Annotated in this window: 19 protein-coding genes; 8 read left to right on the top strand and 11 right to left on the bottom strand. The window is 51.7% G+C overall.

Annotation, left to right across the window (positions count from 1 at the left end):
• Positions 1-71: 71 nt before the first annotated feature.
• The gene (locus AC27N8_RS04195; RefSeq protein ID WP_487064260.1) at positions 72-1,664 is read right to left on the bottom strand and encodes a glycoside hydrolase family 16 protein; all 1,593 of its coding nucleotides are present in this window, start codon (positions 1,662-1,664) and stop codon (positions 72-74) included.
• 765 nt (positions 1,665-2,429) lie between these two features.
• Here AC27N8_RS04195 and AC27N8_RS04190 point away from each other — a divergent pair.
• Positions 2,430-3,155 (top strand): type 1 glutamine amidotransferase, encoded by a 726-nt coding sequence (locus AC27N8_RS04190; protein ID WP_487064258.1) that lies wholly within the window; start codon positions 2,430-2,432, stop codon positions 3,153-3,155.
• 87 nt (positions 3,156-3,242) lie between these two features.
• On the opposite strand, the gene AC27N8_RS04185 is transcribed toward AC27N8_RS04190, so the two are convergent.
• Positions 3,243-4,082, bottom strand: coding sequence for a sugar phosphate isomerase/epimerase family protein (locus AC27N8_RS04185; RefSeq protein ID WP_487064256.1), 840 nt, complete (start codon positions 4,080-4,082; stop codon positions 3,243-3,245).
• A gap of 336 nt (positions 4,083-4,418) precedes the next feature.
• Here AC27N8_RS04185 and AC27N8_RS04180 point away from each other — a divergent pair, with 336 nt between their 5' ends.
• The 6 genes from AC27N8_RS04180 to AC27N8_RS04155 all read left to right on the top strand — a co-directional run bounded on the left by AC27N8_RS04180 (position 4,419) and on the right by AC27N8_RS04155 (position 10,260).
• On the top strand, positions 4,419-5,219 hold the full coding sequence (locus AC27N8_RS04180) for a helix-turn-helix domain-containing protein (RefSeq protein WP_487064254.1): 801 nt from the start codon (positions 4,419-4,421) through the stop codon (positions 5,217-5,219).
• A gap of 162 nt (positions 5,220-5,381) precedes the next feature.
• Positions 5,382-5,801 carry a VOC family protein gene (locus tag AC27N8_RS04175; protein ID WP_487064252.1) on the top strand — a complete coding sequence of 140 codons (420 nt, stop codon included), beginning with the start codon at positions 5,382-5,384 and terminating at the stop codon, positions 5,799-5,801.
• Positions 5,802-6,086: 285 nt separating this feature from the next.
• On the top strand, positions 6,087-7,076 hold the full coding sequence (locus AC27N8_RS04170) for a 3-oxoacyl-ACP synthase III family protein (RefSeq protein ID WP_487064250.1): 990 nt from the start codon (positions 6,087-6,089) through the stop codon (positions 7,074-7,076).
• 16 nt (positions 7,077-7,092) lie between these two features.
• The gene (locus AC27N8_RS04165; RefSeq protein ID WP_487064248.1) at positions 7,093-8,070 is read left to right on the top strand and encodes an NAD-dependent epimerase/dehydratase family protein; all 978 of its coding nucleotides are present in this window, start codon (positions 7,093-7,095) and stop codon (positions 8,068-8,070) included.
• Positions 8,067-8,903 (top strand): MBL fold metallo-hydrolase, encoded by an 837-nt coding sequence (locus AC27N8_RS04160; RefSeq protein WP_487064246.1) that lies wholly within the window; start codon positions 8,067-8,069, stop codon positions 8,901-8,903. Before AC27N8_RS04165 ends, AC27N8_RS04160 begins: the two co-directional genes overlap by 4 nt.
• 1 nt (position 8,904) lies before the next feature.
• Positions 8,905-10,260: a F390 synthetase-related protein gene (locus tag AC27N8_RS04155; RefSeq protein WP_487064244.1), complete on the top strand. Its 1,356-nt coding sequence runs from the start codon at positions 8,905-8,907 to the stop codon at positions 10,258-10,260.
• Here AC27N8_RS04155 and AC27N8_RS04150 read toward each other — a convergent pair.
• The 8 genes from AC27N8_RS04150 to AC27N8_RS04115 form a co-directional block, all read right to left on the bottom strand.
• The gene (locus AC27N8_RS04150; RefSeq protein WP_487064242.1) at positions 10,223-11,500 is read right to left on the bottom strand and encodes a GNAT family N-acetyltransferase; all 1,278 of its coding nucleotides are present in this window, start codon (positions 11,498-11,500) and stop codon (positions 10,223-10,225) included. The genes AC27N8_RS04155 and AC27N8_RS04150 overlap by 38 nt on opposite strands.
• Positions 11,501-12,562: 1,062 nt before the next feature.
• Entirely contained in the window at positions 12,563-13,348 is a 786-nt protein-coding gene (locus AC27N8_RS04145) for a hypothetical protein (RefSeq protein WP_487064241.1), read from the bottom strand.
• 261 nt (positions 13,349-13,609) lie between these two features.
• Positions 13,610-14,800: a glycosyltransferase gene (locus AC27N8_RS04140; protein ID WP_487064239.1), complete on the bottom strand. Its 1,191-nt coding sequence runs from the start codon at positions 14,798-14,800 to the stop codon at positions 13,610-13,612.
• On the bottom strand, positions 14,797-15,987 hold the full coding sequence (locus tag AC27N8_RS04135) for a glycosyltransferase family 2 protein (protein WP_487064237.1): 1,191 nt from the start codon (positions 15,985-15,987) through the stop codon (positions 14,797-14,799). Before AC27N8_RS04135 ends, AC27N8_RS04140 begins: the two co-directional genes overlap by 4 nt.
• Complete coding sequence (locus tag AC27N8_RS04130) at positions 15,984-16,841, bottom strand: alpha/beta fold hydrolase (protein ID WP_487064235.1); 858 nt, start codon at positions 16,839-16,841, stop codon at positions 15,984-15,986. The genes AC27N8_RS04135 and AC27N8_RS04130 overlap by 4 nt, the downstream gene beginning before the upstream one ends.
• Before the next feature lie 92 nt (positions 16,842-16,933).
• A complete protein-coding gene (locus tag AC27N8_RS04125; RefSeq protein ID WP_487064233.1) occupies positions 16,934-17,797 on the bottom strand; it encodes an ABC transporter permease in 864 nt (287 codons plus the stop codon).
• A complete protein-coding gene (locus tag AC27N8_RS04120) occupies positions 17,794-18,819 on the bottom strand; it encodes an ABC transporter ATP-binding protein (protein ID WP_487064231.1) in 1,026 nt (341 codons plus the stop codon). The genes AC27N8_RS04125 and AC27N8_RS04120 overlap by 4 nt, the downstream gene beginning before the upstream one ends.
• Position 18,820: 1 nt before the next feature.
• Complete coding sequence (locus tag AC27N8_RS04115) at positions 18,821-19,318, bottom strand: MarR family winged helix-turn-helix transcriptional regulator (protein WP_487064229.1); 498 nt, start codon at positions 19,316-19,318, stop codon at positions 18,821-18,823.
• A 157-nt stretch (positions 19,319-19,475) separates the two neighbouring features.
• Here AC27N8_RS04115 and AC27N8_RS04110 point away from each other — a divergent pair, with 157 nt between their 5' ends.
• Positions 19,476-19,646 (top strand): hypothetical protein, encoded by a 171-nt coding sequence (locus tag AC27N8_RS04110; RefSeq protein WP_487064227.1) that lies wholly within the window; start codon positions 19,476-19,478, stop codon positions 19,644-19,646.
• A gap of 16 nt (positions 19,647-19,662) precedes the next feature.
• Here AC27N8_RS04110 and AC27N8_RS04105 read toward each other — a convergent pair whose 3' ends face one another.
• Positions 19,663-20,157, bottom strand: coding sequence for a DinB family protein (locus tag AC27N8_RS04105; protein ID WP_487064225.1), 495 nt, complete (start codon positions 20,155-20,157; stop codon positions 19,663-19,665).
• Between the last annotated feature and the right edge of the window lie 95 nt (positions 20,158-20,252).

Here is a 20,252-nt window from a genome sequence, read left to right as displayed (position 1 = left end):
CTTGCCTACAGCCAGTGGATGCGAAGAGTGAAGCAGGCACTGGTCGTAGGCAATCTCGATAGAGCATTATGCTATGGATGTGTCCATGAGTACGAACCGGTGTCATACTGGAGGCCACCTTTTTGATAGGTGAATGAGTATGTCACGGTGTTACCAGAATTTATACCACCAGCGGTAAACTCCCAACGAGAAGAGCCGCTGTTGTAGGTCATATTCAGGTTTTGTTGATTGGCACCGTTCACCGTATAATGCAGGATCACATAACCAGCGGTCCAACCGCTCGGCTGGAACCAGATTTGAGCCTGACTGGAACTGGTACTGCTTGCTCCTACACCAAAGCTGCCATTAGGAATAGGTGTCGGAGTAGGATTGACTGCTCCAAAGGTATAGCTATACGTCCCTGAGTCGTATTGCAGCCCATTTTGCTGATAGGTGAAGGAGTAGGAGATGGCATTTCCCGTACTGAGCCCACCGGCAGTGTACTCCCAGCGAGAGGTGCTGCTGTTGTAGGTCATATTCAGATTTTGTTGATTCCCGCCGTTCACCGTATAATGCAGGATGGCATAACCGGCTGTCCAGCCGCTCGGTTGGAACCAGAACTGAGCCTGACTGGAACTGGTGCTACTTACTCCCTGCGTAAAGCCGCTACCGGATGAGGCGGTGGGAGTGGGGGTAGGCACTGTCGTCGTAGGAGTGACTCCTCCTGTGGAGCCGCCGGATGTGAATACCTGGACGTTATCGACCAGCATGGAGGCTCCCGATTGAGTCGAGGCGGTTGGACCACCACCGAAGGCGTCGGGGAAACCACCGCCCATGGCGAGGTCAAAGATGATGAAGAAGCCGTGATCGACGGCCGCAGTCCAGGTGGCCGCAGGAACCTGATTGGCGTTGACGCTGAAGTAGTTAGCACCATCCAGATACCAGCGTATCTGTTCAGGTGAGACGCTTCTATCAACGATGACTGAATAGGTGTGGTAGCTTGTCTGACAACCTGAGCAGGCATGCTGTCCGCTACCGATACCGGTGGTCTCGTTGCAAGGACCTCCTGAACCAACACCGCAATGCAGTGTTCCGAAGACCGAGCTCAGTCCATTGATATCTTCCATGGCATCAATCTCGCCATCGTTGGGCCAGTTGCCATCGACTCTGAATTGCGCACCGAGCATCCAGAAGGCCGGCCAGTAGCCAGCGGCGGCGGCACCAGAGACGTTGGGCTGCTGAATGGTGGCTGTCATCTCTAATTGTCCGCCAACAGGAGCCGCGAAATCGGAGCGCTGCGTCTCGATACGTCCAGAGGTCCAGTTGCCGCTACCGTCGCGGAGCGCTGTGATTTTCAAATGACCACTACCATCTTGCTGGACGTTGGCTGTGCTGCTCGACATGTTCTCGATTTCGCCTGTGCCCCAACCGGTACCGGTGTCATATTTCCAATTGGAGGTATTAAGTCCCGTGCCTCCGCTCCCATTAAAATCTTCATTGAAAATTTGTGTCCAGGTGGCCGCATGAGCACTTGGCGTCGTGACTAGATTGGCGAAGGCCAGTACCCCTGAACCGATAATAAATGCAACGCAGATACCCAGTATGACTATCTTATGAGAAAGTGAGCGTTTGGGTTGATTAGTAGACCTGACATCCCTGTTGTCTGCATGCTTGAATATTCGCATGACATGCTCCTTCCGATCTATGCTGCCGCACGTGGGCAGAAAAACAGACGTGCTTTCAACTTTGTGGCTGAGGCGTTACAAACAACGTTGTTTGTAATTTCTGTCTCGAAGAGAGACGTTTCTCATCTGTGTGAAATACCTCCTTTGAAAAAACATGACGACTTGATGATAGGATGAAAGAATTATTGACACATAGGGTACTTGGTGCCTGATTTTCTCTCGTTTTAATCGCTCGCCTAAAAGGGTAGTGCTGGTTGAGGTACTAACGAATTAAGGAAATGAGTAAATACGGCTCTTAAGAATCCATCTGGACGACGAACTCCGACGATGTACCAATCTAGCAAGTACGCAGAGAAAACAGCAACTGGAATAGGGGGACTGCATATGCCAGAGGTTAAGCGCCTGGGGCTTTTGAGGTGAAAAGTGTTTCCTACAACCCGCTGAAAAGCATATTGGACGCCATGAGTGGCAAGTGGGCAACAGGTTGTCCGAACCATTTTCTGAAAGAAGGTTCTGGTAGTACAGTACCTACCTTGAACAGTGAGCTTTCCTTGCATAAATCTTCCTGCTTCTTTGCACTTATTGGATGAAAGGAAATTATGTGAAACCGGTTTCACACTCAAACTATAACCGTAAAATTGTTTCCTGTCAAGTCGTATTACTCTGAATAAGATTTTAGAGGATGACTGTGAAAAAATGATAGAATTATCTTATGTGTAATGTGTAGGTATGTAAGGCCAAAGAAACTCTCTAAAGGAAAAAGATATGGCTGACAAGAAACATGCACTTGTGCTGCAACATTTTCATGAGAATCCACCAGGGCGTGTCGGAAATCTGCTTGATGCTCATGCAATTCCTTATGATTTGATTCATGTCGGTCTGGACTCCTTGCCTGATCCTGCTACATATGGTGCTATTATTGTGCTGGGTGGCACGCAGCATCTCTATAATAGAGGCAAGTATCCTTACACCGTGCACGAAGAAATCTACATTTCTAAGGCGATTAAGGATAGAGTTCCTTATCTGGGGATGTGTCTGGGTGGGCAATTGCTCGCGAACACATTCAAGGCTCCCATACGCCGGTTACCAAAGGAGCATATCGGTTTTTTGCGCATAGACTTTACTGAAGCCGGTCAAAATGATCCCCTGTATCGCGGACTCCCGGGCTATCAGCAGGCGTTTCAATGGCATGAAGATTGCTTTGATGTACCGTTAGGTGCGGTCTCGTTAGCCCATCATGAGAACGGTGCCAATCAGGCATTTCGTTATCTCGAATTCGCCTACGGTTTGCAGTATCATATCGAGCTCACGGAAGAGATGTTGGATGTATGGTTGCATGATCCTGCATTAAAACAGGAATTCATTGCTGCGTATGGGATCGAGCAATATGAGAAGGTGGAGCGAGAAGCGATTGATCTCTATCCGACCTATGCGCTGCATGCGCAGACGTTGGTCGAAAACTTCTTACGCATAAGTCTTCTTATCGAGTAGTCTGCACGTGGTATTTTTACGCAGATTTTCAGGTATATATTGCCTTCCCTGGCAATATATATCGTCCGTGACTACAATTACCGTGCTTTAAAGATAGGGCTGTACAATCGCTCGTTCCTGCGCTAATCCCCTCCACTCGTCATCGCTGGGACCATCGTAGATAAGCGTATACGGTCCGACGAAATGAGCTTCACGTGTGATGTCCAGGCAATGGACATAATCTGACTGATCCATGTGATCGGGGGTCGGAAAATGCGCTTTTGTGTGGCAGGATTCCGCGTAACGGGCGATAGATGCGAGCTGCGTGTATTTGTCAGCTCCCTTCCAGTTGCCGAAGTCCAGGCAGAGGCCAACGTAGCCCTCTAACTGCTCAAACAAAGTGTGCACGGTCTCTGCATTGGAGAGGAGTCCGAACCAGTTCTCGGTCATCAGGCGCAGGCCGTTCTCTTCTGCTCTGGGCACTAGATGATTGAGTGCCTGGCCGCTTCTGTGTAGAGCGTCACCAGAGGTGGTTTTGCCCGCAATCACACGAGCGCGTCGGGCACCCAGGTGTCCAGCAATCTCCAGCCAGCGCTCGATCCAGGCCAGATCGCGTTCGGCGTGCTCAGGATGCGTCACGTCGCCCTCGTCGATCAGGAGCGAGAAGAGCTCAATCTTTGCCGACTGTAACGCCGAGCGTAGCTCTGCGAGATAACCCGTATCGAGGTTCGGGAGATGAAAATGGCAGATCTCTAACGTCGTGATGCCAAATGCTGCCAGGCGCTCTGGCAGTTCCAAAAGCGTGACTTGTCCTCGATTGTGCGTCTCAAGTGGAATCTGAAATCCCTGTGCCGCGCCATAAATAGCTGGATCTCCTAGCGTGCGATGCAGGCTCCAGGTTGAAACAGAGAACCTTCTCTGATCGGCGGATGTCTGTGGCGATACCATGAAAATGTCCTTTCTGAGATACGTCGAAGTATCAGAACAGCTTCATCTTATAACATTATGCTGGCCAGCACAACCGAATTGCCCATGAATACACATGAGATCTCTTCTGAATAGCCTGTATCACATGTGGAGGGTAGGCGGAGGTGCGAATACTGGTCTAATACGCCATCAACCTAAGCGTTGATGCGCATTGGGCCACGTCCCCGTTGTGATCAAGCGAATTATGACGCCTGTAACGATCGCATTCTGCTCAAGCTGGCCTGTTCTTTTCCGTTTATGGTTGGGCGGAAAAGAACAGGTCTGTGAAGAAACTTCTGTTTGAGAAGGAAGAATACTATGCAAACAGCCACCCACGTTTTCGATGCAGATCCGGTGTCTGACGTAACCTATGTTGCTCAGACACTGGCGGTGGAACTCGCTCTTCAAGCCATGCACACGCATCTACAAGAACTGCTGACGCTTGAAGATCTGGCTTCGGTCGCCTGTCTCAGTCCCTCGCATTTTACGCGTGTCTTTCGCCGTCTGATAGGCATACCTCCTGGCGAGTTCCTGGCCGCGTTGCGCTTTCAAGCGGCGCGGCGTCTGCTCTTGACGACTCAGCTGAGCGTGACCGATATTTGCTTTGAGGTGGGATACACAAGCATGGGCTCTTTCACTACGCGCTTTACGCAGCGGGTAGGACTCTCTCCGCGCATGCTGCGTCAACGCGCTCATAGGTTTGAACCGCCGCCAGTTGTACCGGCTGAGCTTTATCTCATGCCAGCGTCTGGCATCCAGATAAACAATACGCTGCTGGGCTGGATTAAGACTCCTGAGAGCTTTCGGGGAACGATCTATGTTGGCCTGTTCCGCAGCCCCATTCCGCAAGGGGCGCCTGTGCGTTGTACCCGACTCAACGCGTCAGGAATGTATCGATTGGATGGCATGACTGATGGCGTCTATTATCTTCGAGCGGCCGCTTTTCCCAGCGCTTCAGACGTCCAATCATCGCTGCTGCCCGGCGATAAGATGCTGCTTGGCAACAACCCGGGTCCGCTGATCGTTCATCGCGGACAGATATCTGGCGATCCCAATCTTGTGTTGCATCCTCCGCGTCTGGGCGATCCGCCACTCGTGATGGGCTTACCTCTGTTGTGATGGAGGCAGCGAACATTTGTTCAAAATGATCGGATTGGAGAAGTTTTTTGCTTTTTTCTCTGCTATGATGATGACATTACCCCACCCTCTACAAAGAGTATTCACAGACTATTCAAGAGCATGCTATAAAAAAACAATAGTTTTATGGAAGGTGAAATTATCATGACACAGATTAATGCATACTTATTTTTCAGCGGCAACTGCCGCGAAGCGATGACGTTCTATCAGAAATGCCTGGGAGGAGAACTTAATCTGCAAACCGTTGGGGAATCATCAATGGCCAGTCAGATGCCTCCCGCATCCCATAAAAGCATCATGCACTCCAGCCTGACGGCTGAGCGCTTTACGTTCATGGCCTCCGATATGATGGACCCATCGGATATGATTACAGGCAATACCATTTCTCTCTGTATCAGTTGCGGTAGCGAACAGGAAATACGAACGCTTTTTGCCGATCTTTCGGTCGATGGAAAAGTTGAACATCCCTTGAAAGAAGAATTCTGGGGTGCTATATTTGGCGATCTGACCGATAAGTTTGGCGTCAATTGGATGCTTAGTTTCGATAAAAATCAGCCAGCTTGACCTTGTTCTAAACGTCACTTGAAAAGAAGCGACTCCCGTTCTGTTACTTCAGATAACAGAACGGGAGTCGCTTCTTTTCATTGCAGGGCAAACTTTATGCGTATGCACGTGCAAAGAGATATAATATTTGTCTGATCAGATTTTATTTTGAGATAGCCAGAAGGTAAATAATAGGTCATTTGCCCTATGCGCTGCTCATGGTCATAGGTGTAATTTGAGCGGGTAAAATGACGGTTTGTCTGTGCTTTTTTGTTTTTCTGGCCAATAATATAAAAGGTGGAATGCATGCTTCTAGCGAAAATTGCGGGCCTGGGATGGTATTTACCAGAACGGCGTGTGACTAATGATGACTTAGAGCAGCAATACGGTATGCACGCCGATTGGATTGTGCGTGCTACTGGAGTGAAGGAGCGACGCTATGTTACATCTGAGACAACGGTCAGTATGGCTGCTATTGCGGCCAGGCGAGCGCTGACTCAGGCTGGCTTGACTGTTCATGATCTGGACGCAATTGTCTTTGCATCGTCGGCACCGCAGCAGGTCATTCCATGCACAGCGGTGTTTATACAGCGCGAGATCAACGCTCCAGATGGAAAAAGTGCTTGCTTTGATATCAATGCTACCTGCCTGAGTTTTTTATTTGCTTTGCAGACGGTGTCTCATCTTGTGGCCTCGGGGGTATATAGGAATGTGCTGATCTGTAGTAGCGAACCGGCCTCGCTTTCCATTAATCCGGCTGAGCGCGAGAGCGCTGTTCTATTTGGGGATGCTGCCGCCGCTGCGATTATTACGAAGAGTCAGAGCGATGAGCAGAGTTGTCTCTGGCATGCTCAATTTGAGACGCACAGTAGCGGAGCCGATCTGACGCAGATTCTTGGTGGCGGAACACTCCATCATCCCAACGCCGCCAGCACGACGCCAGAGATGAATCTCTTTCACATGGAGGGTCCAGCCATCTTCAAGCAAGCGCTTCCGCTGATTGATCCCTTTTTGACGCAATTTTTCACGGCGCTTGGCTGGGAGCGGCAGCAGGTGGATGTGGTGGTACCTCATCAGGCCAGTCGCCATGCGCTTGAACTCCTGTCGCGCAAACTCGGTTTTCAACGTGAGAAGGTAGTGAATGATCTTGCCTTGAGAGGGAACTGTGTTTCGGCTTCGATTCCACTGGCGCTGGCGGAAGCGGTCGAGCAGGGACGCATCCAGCGCGGTATGCGTCTTCTACTCGTGGGCACGGGCGCTGGACTCACTCTGGGCGCGGTTGCCCTGACATTTTAGTCATGAGGGGATATCTATGAAGGTTCTTGTGACTGGCGGGACGGGGTTCCTGGGACAGCATCTCGTCAGACGTTTGCTGCTGGCTAATCATGATGTCTCTATGGCTGGCCGTGATTTTACTCAGGTAGCAGCGCTCTGCGCGACTGGCGCACGACCAATTGTGGCCGATCTGCGCAATGATGCTGTTATCCGTCGGGCCTGTGTGGGGATGGAGGTCGTCTTCCATGTCGGAGCTTTATCGGCGGCCTGGGGCAAAAAAGTGGACTTCCATGCTATCAACGTGGGAGGCACACAGGCTGTCATCGCAGGATGTCAGGAACATCGCGTGCGGCGGCTGATCTATGTCTCGTCGCCGAGCGTTGTATTTAGAGGCAGAGATATCTATCATGCGACCGATGATCTTCCTTATCCACAGCATTTTACATCGGTCTATGCGCTGACAAAAAAGCTCGGAGAGGATCTGGTCAATGCTGCCGGGCACAGCCTGGAGACGGTCATCCTGCGTCCCAAGGCCATTTTTGGACCCGGAGATCGTACGCTCTTCCCGCAATTGATCGCGGCCGCACGTCGTAAGCGTCTGCCGCAGATTGGCAATGGCGAGAATCTGGTCGATCTGACCTATGTTGAGAATGTCGTACAGGCTCTCGTGTTGGCTATGGATGCGCGTGCGGCTGTTGGTCAGACGTATACGATCACGAACGATGAACATATCCTTCTGTGGAGAACGATTCGCCAGGTCTTAGGCGAACTGGATCTTGACACGCATTTGCGCCAGATTCCTCTCCCCGTGATGCTTGTGGCCGCTACGTTGATGGAGGCACAGGCAACCATCATGGGCAAGGAGCCTCTGCTCACCCGGTACTCGGCGGCGATCCTGGGATGTACACAGACCTATGATATCAGTGGTGCGAAGCGCGACCTGTGCTATGTACCGCAGATATCGGTAGCGGAGGGGATCAGGCGTACGCTAGCAGCAGTGAAAGTAGAAAAATGATTCAAAACGTGCCCAAACTTCAATGTACGATTCTTGATACTGGCTACTGTACCGCCTGGGAAGATCATCTCATGCGTGGCGGAGCGCATAAACAGATTGCCTGTCATTCGCTGGTGGCGCTGCTGCGCCATCCAGACCACGGATGGATCTTGTGGGATACCGGTTATGCGCCACGCATGCTTGACGTGACACGTCAGTTGCCATTTTCGCTCTATCGACGAGCGACACCGTTGCATCTTGATCCAGAACTGAGCGTCGTCGCGCAGCTTGGACGCTGGCAACTGCGTGCGGGAGATATCCAGCACGTGATTATCTCGCATTTTCATGCCGATCATATTGCGGGCCTGCGCGATTTTCCACAGGCCGAGCTGATCGCCTCAGAAATGGCTTATGCTGATGTGGCGGAGCGCCGTGGCTTCCAGGCGCTCAAGCGAGCCTTTATTCCCGAATTGCTGCCGCAGGATTTCATTAAACGCGCTCGCTTGCTGTCAAACTTTACCGATCAAGCGCTGCCGGCGCTCGGAGCGACGCATGACCTCTTCGGAGACCAATCGCTCTTACTGGTCCCGTTACCCGGACACGCTCATGGACAAATAGGGATGCTCGCCAATACGGAGCGCGGCAGGATACTCTTCGCTGCCGATGGATGTTGGCTGCGCAAGTCAATTGAAGAACGTCGTGCGCCATCACGTCTGACGCATCTCTTTGTCGATGATGCTCGTTCTGTCAGTCGCACTATCAATAATCTCGCTGATTTCGCGCAGGTTTATCAAGATATCACAATTGTCCCCAGCCATTGTCCGGAAGCGTACGAGCAAGAAGTGGAAAAATAAGATGAAACCATCCAGTCTGGCACTCACCGCAGGTCATTTTGTCCGCGCTCGCTGGTATGAAAAGCGTCTCCATGGAGGGTCATTGCAACACTATCAAGAAGCGCGAGCGCAGCGGATCGTGAAGTATGCTCAGCAGCATGCTCCCTTCTATCGTGAGCATTGGGCCGGCCATGATCTACACGATTGGCGTTCGCTTCCTGTTGTCGATAAGCAGTTGATGATGCAACATTTCGATACCTTCAATACGCGCGGCGTGAAGCGCGATGATGCGATGCAGGTGGCGCTCCAGGCCGAGCAGAGCCGCGATTTTCAGCCTCAGATCGCTGATTTAACGGTTGGTTTATCGTCGGGTACCTCTGGCCATCGAGGCTTATTTCTGGTCAGCCCGCAGGAACAGGCATCATGGGCGGGAACCATCCTGGCGCGCACACTGCATAATCTAAAGCTCAAGCGGCTCAAGGTGGCGTTCTTCCTGCGCTCGAACAGCAATCTGTACGAAGAGATCGGGCAGGGACTGATCCAGTTTCGCTATTTCGATCTGATGACACCCCTACGGGAGGCCGTGCAAGCTCTGAATAGCTTTCGGCCTCAGATTGTGATTGGACCTCCCTCGCTGTTGGGCTTGCTCGCCGATGCGCGAGGTGAAGGCCAACTGCACATGCATCCCGAGCGGTTGATCTCGGTGGCCGAGGTGTTGGAGCCTCATGATCGTGATCGGCTGCAAAAGACGTTTGGGATTCCGGTCCATCAGATCTACCAGTGCACGGAGGGCTTTCTGGCTACGAGCTGTGTCAAAGGCGCGCTGCACATTCAGGAGGATCTGGTCGCGCTTCAGTTTGAGGTTGTCCCCGGGAGTAATGGCGCACGCGTCATGCCGATCATCACCGACTTATGGCGTCAGACGCAGCCGATCATCCGTTATCGGCTGAACGACATCCTCGAACTTGAGCCCGGTCCCTGCACCTGCGGCTCCACGTTTCAAGTGATCCGCTCGATTGAGGGACGCTGCGATGATCTCTGCTATTTTGAAGCCGATAACGGCGAGATCCGACCGTTTTTTCCTGATACGATCCGACGCATGATCTTGCTCGCCAGCCCTCAGATCCTGGACTATCGCGTGCTACAGGAGCAGCAAAGTCAGTTACGCATCCATTTGTCTGTGACTGATCCCACGACATTTGCGGCCGTCAGCCAGGCGGTGCGGACAAGCGTCGAGAGCACTATCGCGCACTATGCCTGTCGGCCCGCACAGATCCAGATTGAAGCAGGATTACCCATGCAGGCATCTGATATCAAGCGCCGCCGTGTCCAATCGCTGCTCAGCCGCCAGCGCGATGATCCTCAAGGAGGGCAATGATCTCTGCGCGGTGGAAATGGGTGGCCCATCCTATTGCCGTGGATTGAAATACAGCGTCCTTGATTTCCAGATCATTAGGGACTGTGAGTAGAAGTTTTACTAACGCGATATCGTCACGATCGATCGCAACATGCAGTGGAGTCGTCTGCCATTTACCCCGTTGGAGATGTACCAGCTCTGGATGTTTCTCGAGCAAGATGGGAAGCTGCTCTTTCCATCCCAGATCCCAGGCCGAGAGAAGATCCAGAGCAGCTCCGTGCTCGACAAGCCATGTCGCTGATGCTGGTTGCTGGCAGCGCACAGCGATGTCCAGCGGTGTCAGACCATTGAGCGTGGGCTGGTCGAGTATCTTCTCGTTAAGGCGGTTGAATGCCTCATCGAGCATTGTCGTATCGCCGCGTCCGATTGCCTCTAGAAACGTTATTTCGCTGGCAGTGGGCGCGGGTGCTGCGAGTATGTGCTTGCTCAAAAACCATGTGTAGCCGTAACCCATAGACTGAAAGCCTACGCGTTGGTAGACAGGGCGACCCATCTCGGTGGCATTGAGCACCACGTGATGGCAGCCAAGCTTCTGGGCTAACTCGCATGCGGCCTGTACCAGTGCGGTCCCAATGCCCTGATTACGTGCTCGGGACTTAACCTCCATATCAAATAATCCACCCACGCCCCAAACGCCGGTCGTTACATTCAGCATACACCGTCCGACTTCTCGATCGTGCTGGAATGCTACCAGATACCAGATGCGACGTGGCTTGATGCGAGCCAGCGCGACACGTATCCGAGTAGCTTTGTTCCTGGTATAAGGAAGCTCATCTTCTCCTGTAATCTGGATCTCAAAGGTAGAAGCGTGAGGACGATTGCTCTGAATCTGACGCAGCTCACACCACATCCAGTGCGGACGCCAGTTCGGCTCAACTCCGCGAGCAAAGAGACGTGATTCGAGGCTCACAGGCGCCGTCGGGTGTAGATACCAGCAGACCGCTCCATGCAAAGGTCGCTGACCTCGATACCAGTTCAGAATGCGATCGAGTAGCTGGTCGTCCTGGATGGCGTCCTCTGAGGGGAGTGTAAGGTGCTCGTACGTGCCCAAAATCTCCCCCTCGCGTATAAGCTCGCTTTTACCTTCAGCCGTTGACAGGCGTTCGTAGCAGGCCTGGACGTTGAGGCGTAGCGCTTGCCAGCGCTGCTCAGTCGTAGGATCTTCTTCTAGAAAGACTTCTGTTTCATGTTCTTGATTCATCTGCCTGTTCTTTCTCGATGTAATGTATATTTATATATATCTTTAGAACGAACAGCGTCGAAAGCCATTGATCGCTATCATTCACAGGGAGAGATGGGTGGGTTGCAAGCACTGCCTGCAACAAGAGGACGTGTTTGGGAGCAGGATCAATCTTCCGGCAAGCCTGATCATGAAGCGAGGCAGCAGGTGTGCTGAGGCGACGCTCCCCAGCGGTTGGGCGGATATTTCAAATGGATGGGAAGCGGTCTTCCGAGATGCCGTTCAGACATGTGGATGTTGTCCGGACGAGCTAAAGGATGCTGTTGGCGAAATAGGTCTAGACAAGTAGACCAGTCGATCCGACGTGAGAGATCTTCCGAATTGCCGTTTATACATGCCTAGGGTAACCAGACGCGCTAAAGCCGGTCTCTACCTTGACACGCCATAAATAACGCATACTCCGCTGGAGCACCACTATCTATGAAAATTTATTTTCAGGAGAATGGCTAAAAGCTGATTAATCACCTTTTTCTGGTACTATTGCCCACATTCATGTATCTTGTTTTGCTCTGTATTACACATTTTTTTACGCCCACGGGATGAGCAACGAGATGACCCATTTCTCCCTCGGCCGTCCCGACCGGCCAACGTAGTGCTCTGTCAAAGGTCATGGCAACGTCGTCGAAGCGACTGGCCTGTCACTCCACGGCTTCACGGATCTGTTTGGGAGACACATCTCCCATATGAGAGAGGCGCAATGGTCTTTGACCGTGTCGTTGCGCATCTCGTGGATGCGAAAAATGTGCAATAGTGTCAAGAAAGGTGAATAATCCTATTTTTGCCATTTATGGCGTGCCAAGGTATTTACCGGCTTTATCGCGTCCGTTTATCCTAGACATGTATAAGAGGCAATTTGGAAGAGCATTTCACATCCATTGAAACCCCCCCTCAAAACGTTGGAGATCGTGGTTTCATCACGTTCGCTGCTTTTGCTAATTGACGCGTTGTGACGGAAACAATGCGATAAGGATTTCAATTGGAATTAATACAAGCATTATAGGAATTCACCAATGTGTGAACTTATCATTCAAGACTCGGTATTTGTTTTGTCACTCTCGCCCACTCTTTTTGTATATCTCTTAAATTGTCTTTGTCTGTTGCAAAGCGAATAACCGTGTAATCACTATAGCTTGCTATATTACCGTTGCGCATAAAATCGAATTCTTTCGAGTTATGAGCAACCTCATATCCCGCAGCTCTTAGTTCCCTTTTGGTTTTTTTACTAAGAACAAACGGCCCTCCTATATATTGCTGACTCAAGTCTGAGGTAAATCCCGATGCATCAGTTTCATACCCCTTTTGGTTGAGATTATGTACTGCGTCTCTAACCTGGGGCTCTAATCTATCGCTTCCTGCCATTTGAATAGCATGGTTGCGTAGGTCATTCATATTATCGAATGGTTGTTTGAGTAGCTCTTTTCTACTCGGCCCACTGTTGTCGTTATGACGACGATGATCAGTTTGCTCACCCATAAGATTTTGCAAGGAAGTTCTAGCACTGTCTCCTGAATATGTGCTTGGAGTGTCACGGTCGACATGAACTTGGCTGACCCCCCACCCTTCAGCGGGAGTTATAGACGGACCCTGACGTAAAAAATCGTTATGAGATCTCCTTAAAGCCTCTCCTTGTGATCTAAGTAAGTCGTAAGAGGGCATCTCACCCTCCCTTGGTTGCTGTGCACGTGATGCATCGGATTTTTTTAATCCTTCAGATAGAAGTGATTTTTTTGGCATATAATTATCGAGCAATATCACATAAATAAATTGCTCGTCCTCCTTTCTTTTTACAAAAACGATATGCTTGGACACATTCCATGTGTGATATCAATGGCTGGTAATGAGCCTGTCGCTTTATACTATTTAGTCGAGAGGATAATGCCAAAAATATATCTCATTGCCCCTTTTGAATATAGGGGGAAAGAAGGACAAAAGGTTTTAGTGGTATAAAAGATGGTGAGGAGCTCGAGCGGTCGGCTTTTTTTACCTCACAATGCAGTCTCAGCGGCCCCACGTAAGCCGTTCAAAAACGATTATTTACTGTACATTTTTAGTAATATCCTGACTTTATATCTATCTGGTGCGTTTTTGGATGTATTGGAAACTTCCGCCACGCTTGACTTGCACGATATGCCCTCGCCAGTTGACGCGTTGTGGCGAAAACAATGCGATCAGGATTTGAAATGGGATCAGTATAGTCATCACAGGTATCCACCAGCGCTTGCCTGGTGGAGTTGCCTGATAAAGATACATCTGGTTCAGGCGCTCGATGATGCTGAGGCTACAGCCGAAGTAGAGAAGTGTGTACATGAGTTTTAGCCAGCCTGGGCGTATGAGTAGCGAGAGGAGTAGCAGTGCCGGAAAGAGCGTCGGTAGCACTCCGATGCAATACAGGACGGCCTGATCAAATTTGGAGACGTGACGAAGGATCGATTCGCGTGGGAAGATAAACCAGCGCTGGATCAGGCTGGCATAGTGCGCGGCATCGCGTACGTGTGTACTGATGCCATGGCGCAGTGGTGTTTGTGCCAACGTATATCCATGGGTGCGGCAGAGGTGTGCAATCGCAAAATCATCGGCAAATATCTGGCTCATCGCCTCAAAGCCGCCCATGCCATCGAGCACCGTGCTGCGCATGACATAAAACATACCATTGATCGTAAAGGGCTTGGTGAGCGCCAGATAGGGGATGTAGGTGAGCAGGCTGTTGCTGTTGACGAAGGCTGCTACCATGCTCGACCAGGCATTTGAAAAGTTGACATAATAAGGGAGTCCGAATGCCAGTCCGACGTTAGGCTGATCGAGAAAAGCGAGTGCGCTATCCAATCCATCGATGGGAAGCATGGTATCGTCATCGAGCACGCAGATAACATCGCCGTGCGCTACTTTACGGCCCTCGATGAGCTTAAACGTCTTGGGACTGATATTATCGGGCGTCTGCGGGACGAGGATCAGCTGGGTCTGGCGGTCTGGATAGCGAGCGATGAGCTGCTGGCAGATGCGGATGCCTTCTTTATCCTCCTGATCGAGTAGCCAGATAAATTCTAAGCTGCTCGCACTTTTTAATTTGAGACTGTTCTCCAGGCAGGTTGTCATGGTTGGATCACCACTCAATATGGGCTGAATGATGCTTACGAGCGCAGGCGTATGCTGCGTGACTGGTAATGGACGCTGAAAGAAACGCGTCACCAGCCATTGTTTCCAGAGGCGCTCGCCGAGCATGAAGGCCGCGAGTCCCCAACCCATTTTTTGTAGCTTATTCAAGGTAGTATCTCCATTTTTCCTCCGAGATGAATGCGCAGGCGTTGTCCACGCCATTCAACGTCGTCATTTGATAGTAGCACTCCGAGCACCTGAAGCGGACCGAGAATGGCGATAAGTGGTACAAGGAGCCAGTTTTTGAGTGGCGTCGACCGTTTTAAATAGTAGAGCTCGCATACGATATGGCCTGTCCCAATGATGCCCAGACCGGCTATGAGCGCTTGCCAGGCGGAACGTTTCAGTGTCAGGACAGCTACTACGACCAGCAGGGCTGGCAAGAGTTGTCCGCTGCTCGCGAGGAGCGAAATACCTTGCTCTTTAGATGTCATAAATGGGAGCATGGTTTGACGTGGGAAGGTAAACCAGCGCTTCATCTGCTTGCTATAAGCTTTGAATGAGCCGAAGTAGTTATCCACATCGTAGATCATAGGGGTCTGGACGATGTGCAGACCGGCTTTGCGGACACGACGAGCGATCTCATGATCATCGTCGACGCGCCGTTCGAGCTGAGTAAGTCCTCCCACTTGCTCAAAGGTGGCACGCGAGAGCGCGAAGCAGTGACCGGTGATCGTGTATGGCTCCGTGAGATAGCTGAGCGGGATGTAGCTGATGAGCGCATTGATATTCACGAAGGTACTCATCAGGCTTGACCAGAGCGTGCTCCAGTTGGTATAGCAGGCCAGGCCAAAGGCTGCTCCGACGCCTGATTGGAATAGATAAGGGAGCAATTGGTGCAATGCTTGAGGTCGTAGCGCCACATCATCATCGATGAAGCAGAGGATTTCACCCGTGGCTTGAGGAAGTGCCAGCATCAGTTTTTCTACTTTCGTGGCGACCTCTCCATTCCGGGCCTCGGCCAGAAAGATCTGTGCCTGCAAGTGAGGATATCCTGCGAGCAGTGCTGCTACCTCCTGCTGAATCTCTACATCTTTCGTATCGCAAACGAAGAGATGCTGTATGGTTCCTGGATAGTCCAGTCTGGCTCGGGAACGCAGGCTTTTGGTGAGCCCACTGACGCCACGGGTAAGCGGCTGCAACAGTGTGACAGAGGGCCAATCTCCAGGCTCGGGCGGCGGTGTTCGCTTGAAAAAGTGTATGATGGTGGCTAACTTTGTCATACGATCGAGCGCCAGGAATGTCAGTAAGATGCAAGAGAGCCAATCCTGGGGAGTGTGGGATCGGTGGGTCATTCCTTCTCCTCTAAAAATTGCGCAATGATGGAAAAAAAGATCTCTGTATTGGTCGCCCAGGCCGCATGGCCTGTGCGATGAAAGGTATGTATGCGAGCCGTGGGATAGAGATTTTTAAGTGTGGCTCTGGCTCTAGCCGGTACATAGTTATCGTTATCGGCCTCGATAATCAGTATACTGCCAGCCCAGCTATTGAGATCTTCATCCCCGAACGTATAGTGGCGATAATAATCAAGACACGCTTGAATGCGGCTGACATAATCCTCTTTTGTCAGAGTCCCAATCACGTAGCGATCGAAATAGCGACCCCAGAAGCGCAATTCAGCTGCTCCCCACCTCGTTGAGAGGTATGTCCCACTTCTGAGCAGGAGGCGTATCCATGCAAGCGGCAGCCAGGTCAGGAGTCGTTGATAGATTGTATGGATGCCGATTCGCTCTCTCCCTGGAGGGCTGGTATGATCCAGGATGAGTTTGCTCACTTTGTGTGGATAACGCCGTACCAGACACTGTGCCACCATTCCGCTATAAGAGCCTCCGAGCACAAAGGCTGTATCAACGTTTTCATGTTCCAGGATAGAGACCAGTCCCTCTACCAGGGAGGCCATGGTCGTCACTCCCGCTGGATAGTCGGGCGAGATGACGCGATACTTGCTTTCGAAACTTATGATATGTTGAAAGGCGAGCTCGCCGAGACCGGGGGCGCCAGGGAGCAGGAGTAACGTATCCTGATTGTGCTGACCGCTGATGAGATATTTCCATGCAATACCGGTCACGTTGTGGTAGTGATACAGATGCGTCGAACGGAAATATCGCAATTGTTTGCCGAGCTGCTGTGCTTTTACAGGTAACCCCATGATTGAAGCATGCTTCCTTTTAGACCTTTTGCTATATGCATTGTAATGCATATGCATATAGCTTGCTATGGGGTGAATGGCCTATGCAGAGATTAATTCTTTACGCGTCGCTGAAATGTGGTCAGGCCAAGCAAGAGAAAGACCAGACATGAGACGATCAGCCCCAGGAAGACCCAGGGGAGTCCGAGCGTTGCCTGTCGTTGTCCATTCACCAGTGGCATCATCGCGTAGCGCAGTCCCTCCGAGGCGTAGGTGAGCGGATTGATCAGTGTGACGATTTGAAACCAGCGTAGTGTGCTAAGCGTTCCCCACGGATATTGGACGCATCCGGTAAACATCAATGGCGTCAGGATGAGCGCAAAGGCCAGTCCGATCTGTCCCGGCTCTACCAATGTGCCCAGTGTGAGACCGATGCAGCCAGCGGCTAAGGCTGTCAGGATCATGACGGCTACAATCACGCCGATGGCGTCATTGCGTACGACAAATTCGCTGCCCAGGATAAAGTAAGCCAGAGGAAAAATAACGGCTCCAGCGATGAGTCCGCGAATGGCTCCGAAGACAACTTTTTCGATGGCCACCAGACTGGTCGGGAGGGGCGATAAGAGACGATCATCGATCTCGCGCCCAATGCCCAGATCCAGGACAAGCGGCTGCGCGACTCCTTGCAGCGACGTGGTGACGACTGTCAGTGCTACGATGCCTGGCAGAAGGAGTGCGCCGTAGCCGTGCCTGGCGATCCCGACTCCGGGCAAGATAACTCCAAAGACGAAGAGAAAGAAAAGAGGCTGCAATAAGAACTGCGTTAAAAAGGCCGCGAGTTGACGCCGGGTGACCAGGAGGTCGCGGGAGAGGATGCCCAGAAAGACCATGCTGATCGAACGTAGACGTCTTTTGCGTCCTGCTGGCTGTGCTGTGGCTTCTATGGATGGAGTGTGCGGACTTGTGACCGTCTTCATGAGCGTAGATTCCTTCCGGTGAGATAAATGAACACATCTTCTAAGCTGGGCTTGACGAGATGCAAGTCCTGGAGATCGACACCTATTTCTATCAGTGCACGTGCGGCCTGCCCGACGAGGATCTGGACATCCTCAGCGTAGACGCGGTAAAGAGTGACACCCTCGCTTGCCGGGAGTGGCGTATCCTCGACTTTGGAGACTCCTGGCAGGGCACGCAGGGCCGCAAGCGCCGCTTCAGCTGGAGCTGTTTGTACTGCCAGTGAGGACCTCGCTGTGGATACCTGCTTCGGAAGTGTCAGGCGTAGTTCCAGCATGCTGCCTCCAGGGATCATTTTCTTAAGCTCTGCCGGCGTCGCAAGTGCCAGGATGCGTCCATGATCCATGATCGCGATGCGATCGCAGAGCTGATCGGCCTCCTCCATATCGTGAGTTGTCAATACAATCGTCGTGCCCTGGCTATGCAATTGGCGAATACGCTCCCAGAGGAAGAGGCGAGCCTGAGGATCGAGGTTATTGGTTGGTTCATCGAGGAAGAGCACCTCGGGCGTATGCATCAAAGCGCGTGCCAGCATCACCCGCTGCGCCATACCGCCTGAGAAGCGTCCCAGGATATCGTTTTTGCGCTTCTCCAGACCGAACTCTGTGAGAAGTTCATCTGCTCGCGCCTCCCGCTCCGCTCGCGGGATCAGATGGTAGCGAGCGTGGAAGGTTAATATTTCGCGCACTTGCAGGCTACGGTCCAGATTGCTCATCTGTGGGACGACGGCGATATGCTCTTTGACGCTCACTGGATCTCCCATGACATCAATACCAATAATCTGAGCGGAACCACCCGTCGGACGCACACTGGTGGTCAGGACGCCGATGGTTGTTGTCTTGCCCGCGCCATTGGGACCGAGCAGGCCAAAGACCTCACCCTGTTGTACCGAGAATGAGACGTCATCGACCGAGTTAAAGGTGGCTTTGGCGTAACGCTTGATCAGGTTTTTCACCTCAATGGCGTTTGGAGTTGCACTCATCATATCAATCCTCCAACAAATGCGAAAAAACAGGCAGGATCGCCTGGAGCTGTGACTGTTCTTCGGGACTTAGGTGTTCAATGCGACGCTGTAATAGCGCGACACGCTGCCGATCATATGCAATGATTGCCTGTCGCCCCTGAGGAGTAATCTCTATCCAGATATTTCTCCAGTCCGCATCATCATGGATGCGTTGCACATACTCATGGGCAAGCAAGCGCTTGACGAGACCAGTCACCGTTGGCGGTGTCACCTCCAGATGCGTTGCCAGCGCTTGCATCGTGCTTCGGTTCTGTGTCAGCAGGATGCGTAACAGCTTGAACTGAACCGGCGTTGCCAGAGGAGATACTACTTCCTGCTGATCATTACTCTCTGAAGCGAAAATAGTTCCACTTGTGGAAAGATCTTTGCGCACCCGTGAGAGGACGCGGCTGAACTTATCGAGGAGATCTGCCGCCAGATCTGCCGTATTCAGGTTATCCTGTTGCATATACTCGCTCAATCTAACAATCCTCATAGATAAGACAATTGGCCAACCTCTTTTGTTTTACCAGATAAATAGTTAATAGCATTTTCTTTTAATCAGGTAAATACTTAGCCTGGTTAAGTAATAGCATAGCATAAAGATAGAGCAGGTATCAAGAGGAGAATACTTCTCAATGGATGCGCATCCACGTAGCGGCGTCTGCTTGGCCACGCTGACCACTCGACGTACGATCAAGCCGTATGAAGTGCGCTGGGGAGCGTCTCGTACGAGTCACTGGTCGGCGTGGCAAGCAGACGCCGCTACGTTGGCGAGCGTTTGCGCCTGGGGTGAGGACCTCTCATAGACACGTGAGAGGAAATCTAGCCGGGGAAATCTGCCGGGATGTTGTGTATGCCGAGGGTGAGCGAGAGCTCGCCGCCGTGATGCAGGTCATGCTCCATCACGTGCCAGACGACCCAGGCACGCGATACATCAACGGGCTCGTCGTGGAAAATCTGATGCATGTCGGCAGGACTCCAGCGTGCCAGGCAATCCGTCATAAATTGTCCCGTGCGGTCGATGCCCTGAGCCAGCTTGTTGGCGCTGGGAATAGGTGCTCCACGCTTGAGTGCAAGCTCATTCCACTCTATATATGGCCTCATCTCCTCGCCGCAATTTTCGCCCAGGAACGCGATGAACCAGTAGGCTCGACAACCAATGATGTGCAGGGCATTTTCGCCAATAGAGCGCAGGTGGGGCGCAGGGCGTAGTCCGAGTTGCTCGGAGGTGAGCGGGGCGAGCGCCTCTTTGATGTGATCCTGGTACTCTTTCCAGGAGGTGTAGAATGTTGTAAGCGTGAGTTGATCTTCAGCCATGGATTGGATCTCCTTTTGCAGTGTTTCTTATAGGCTATCATACAATGCGGAAAGAAGTTGTCCTAATAGCGGCGGTTTCATCCGGACTGGAAAAA

The organism is Dictyobacter sp. Z7_2 (assembly GCF_057551105.1).
This window is presented reverse-complemented; position numbering and strand designations above follow the sequence as displayed.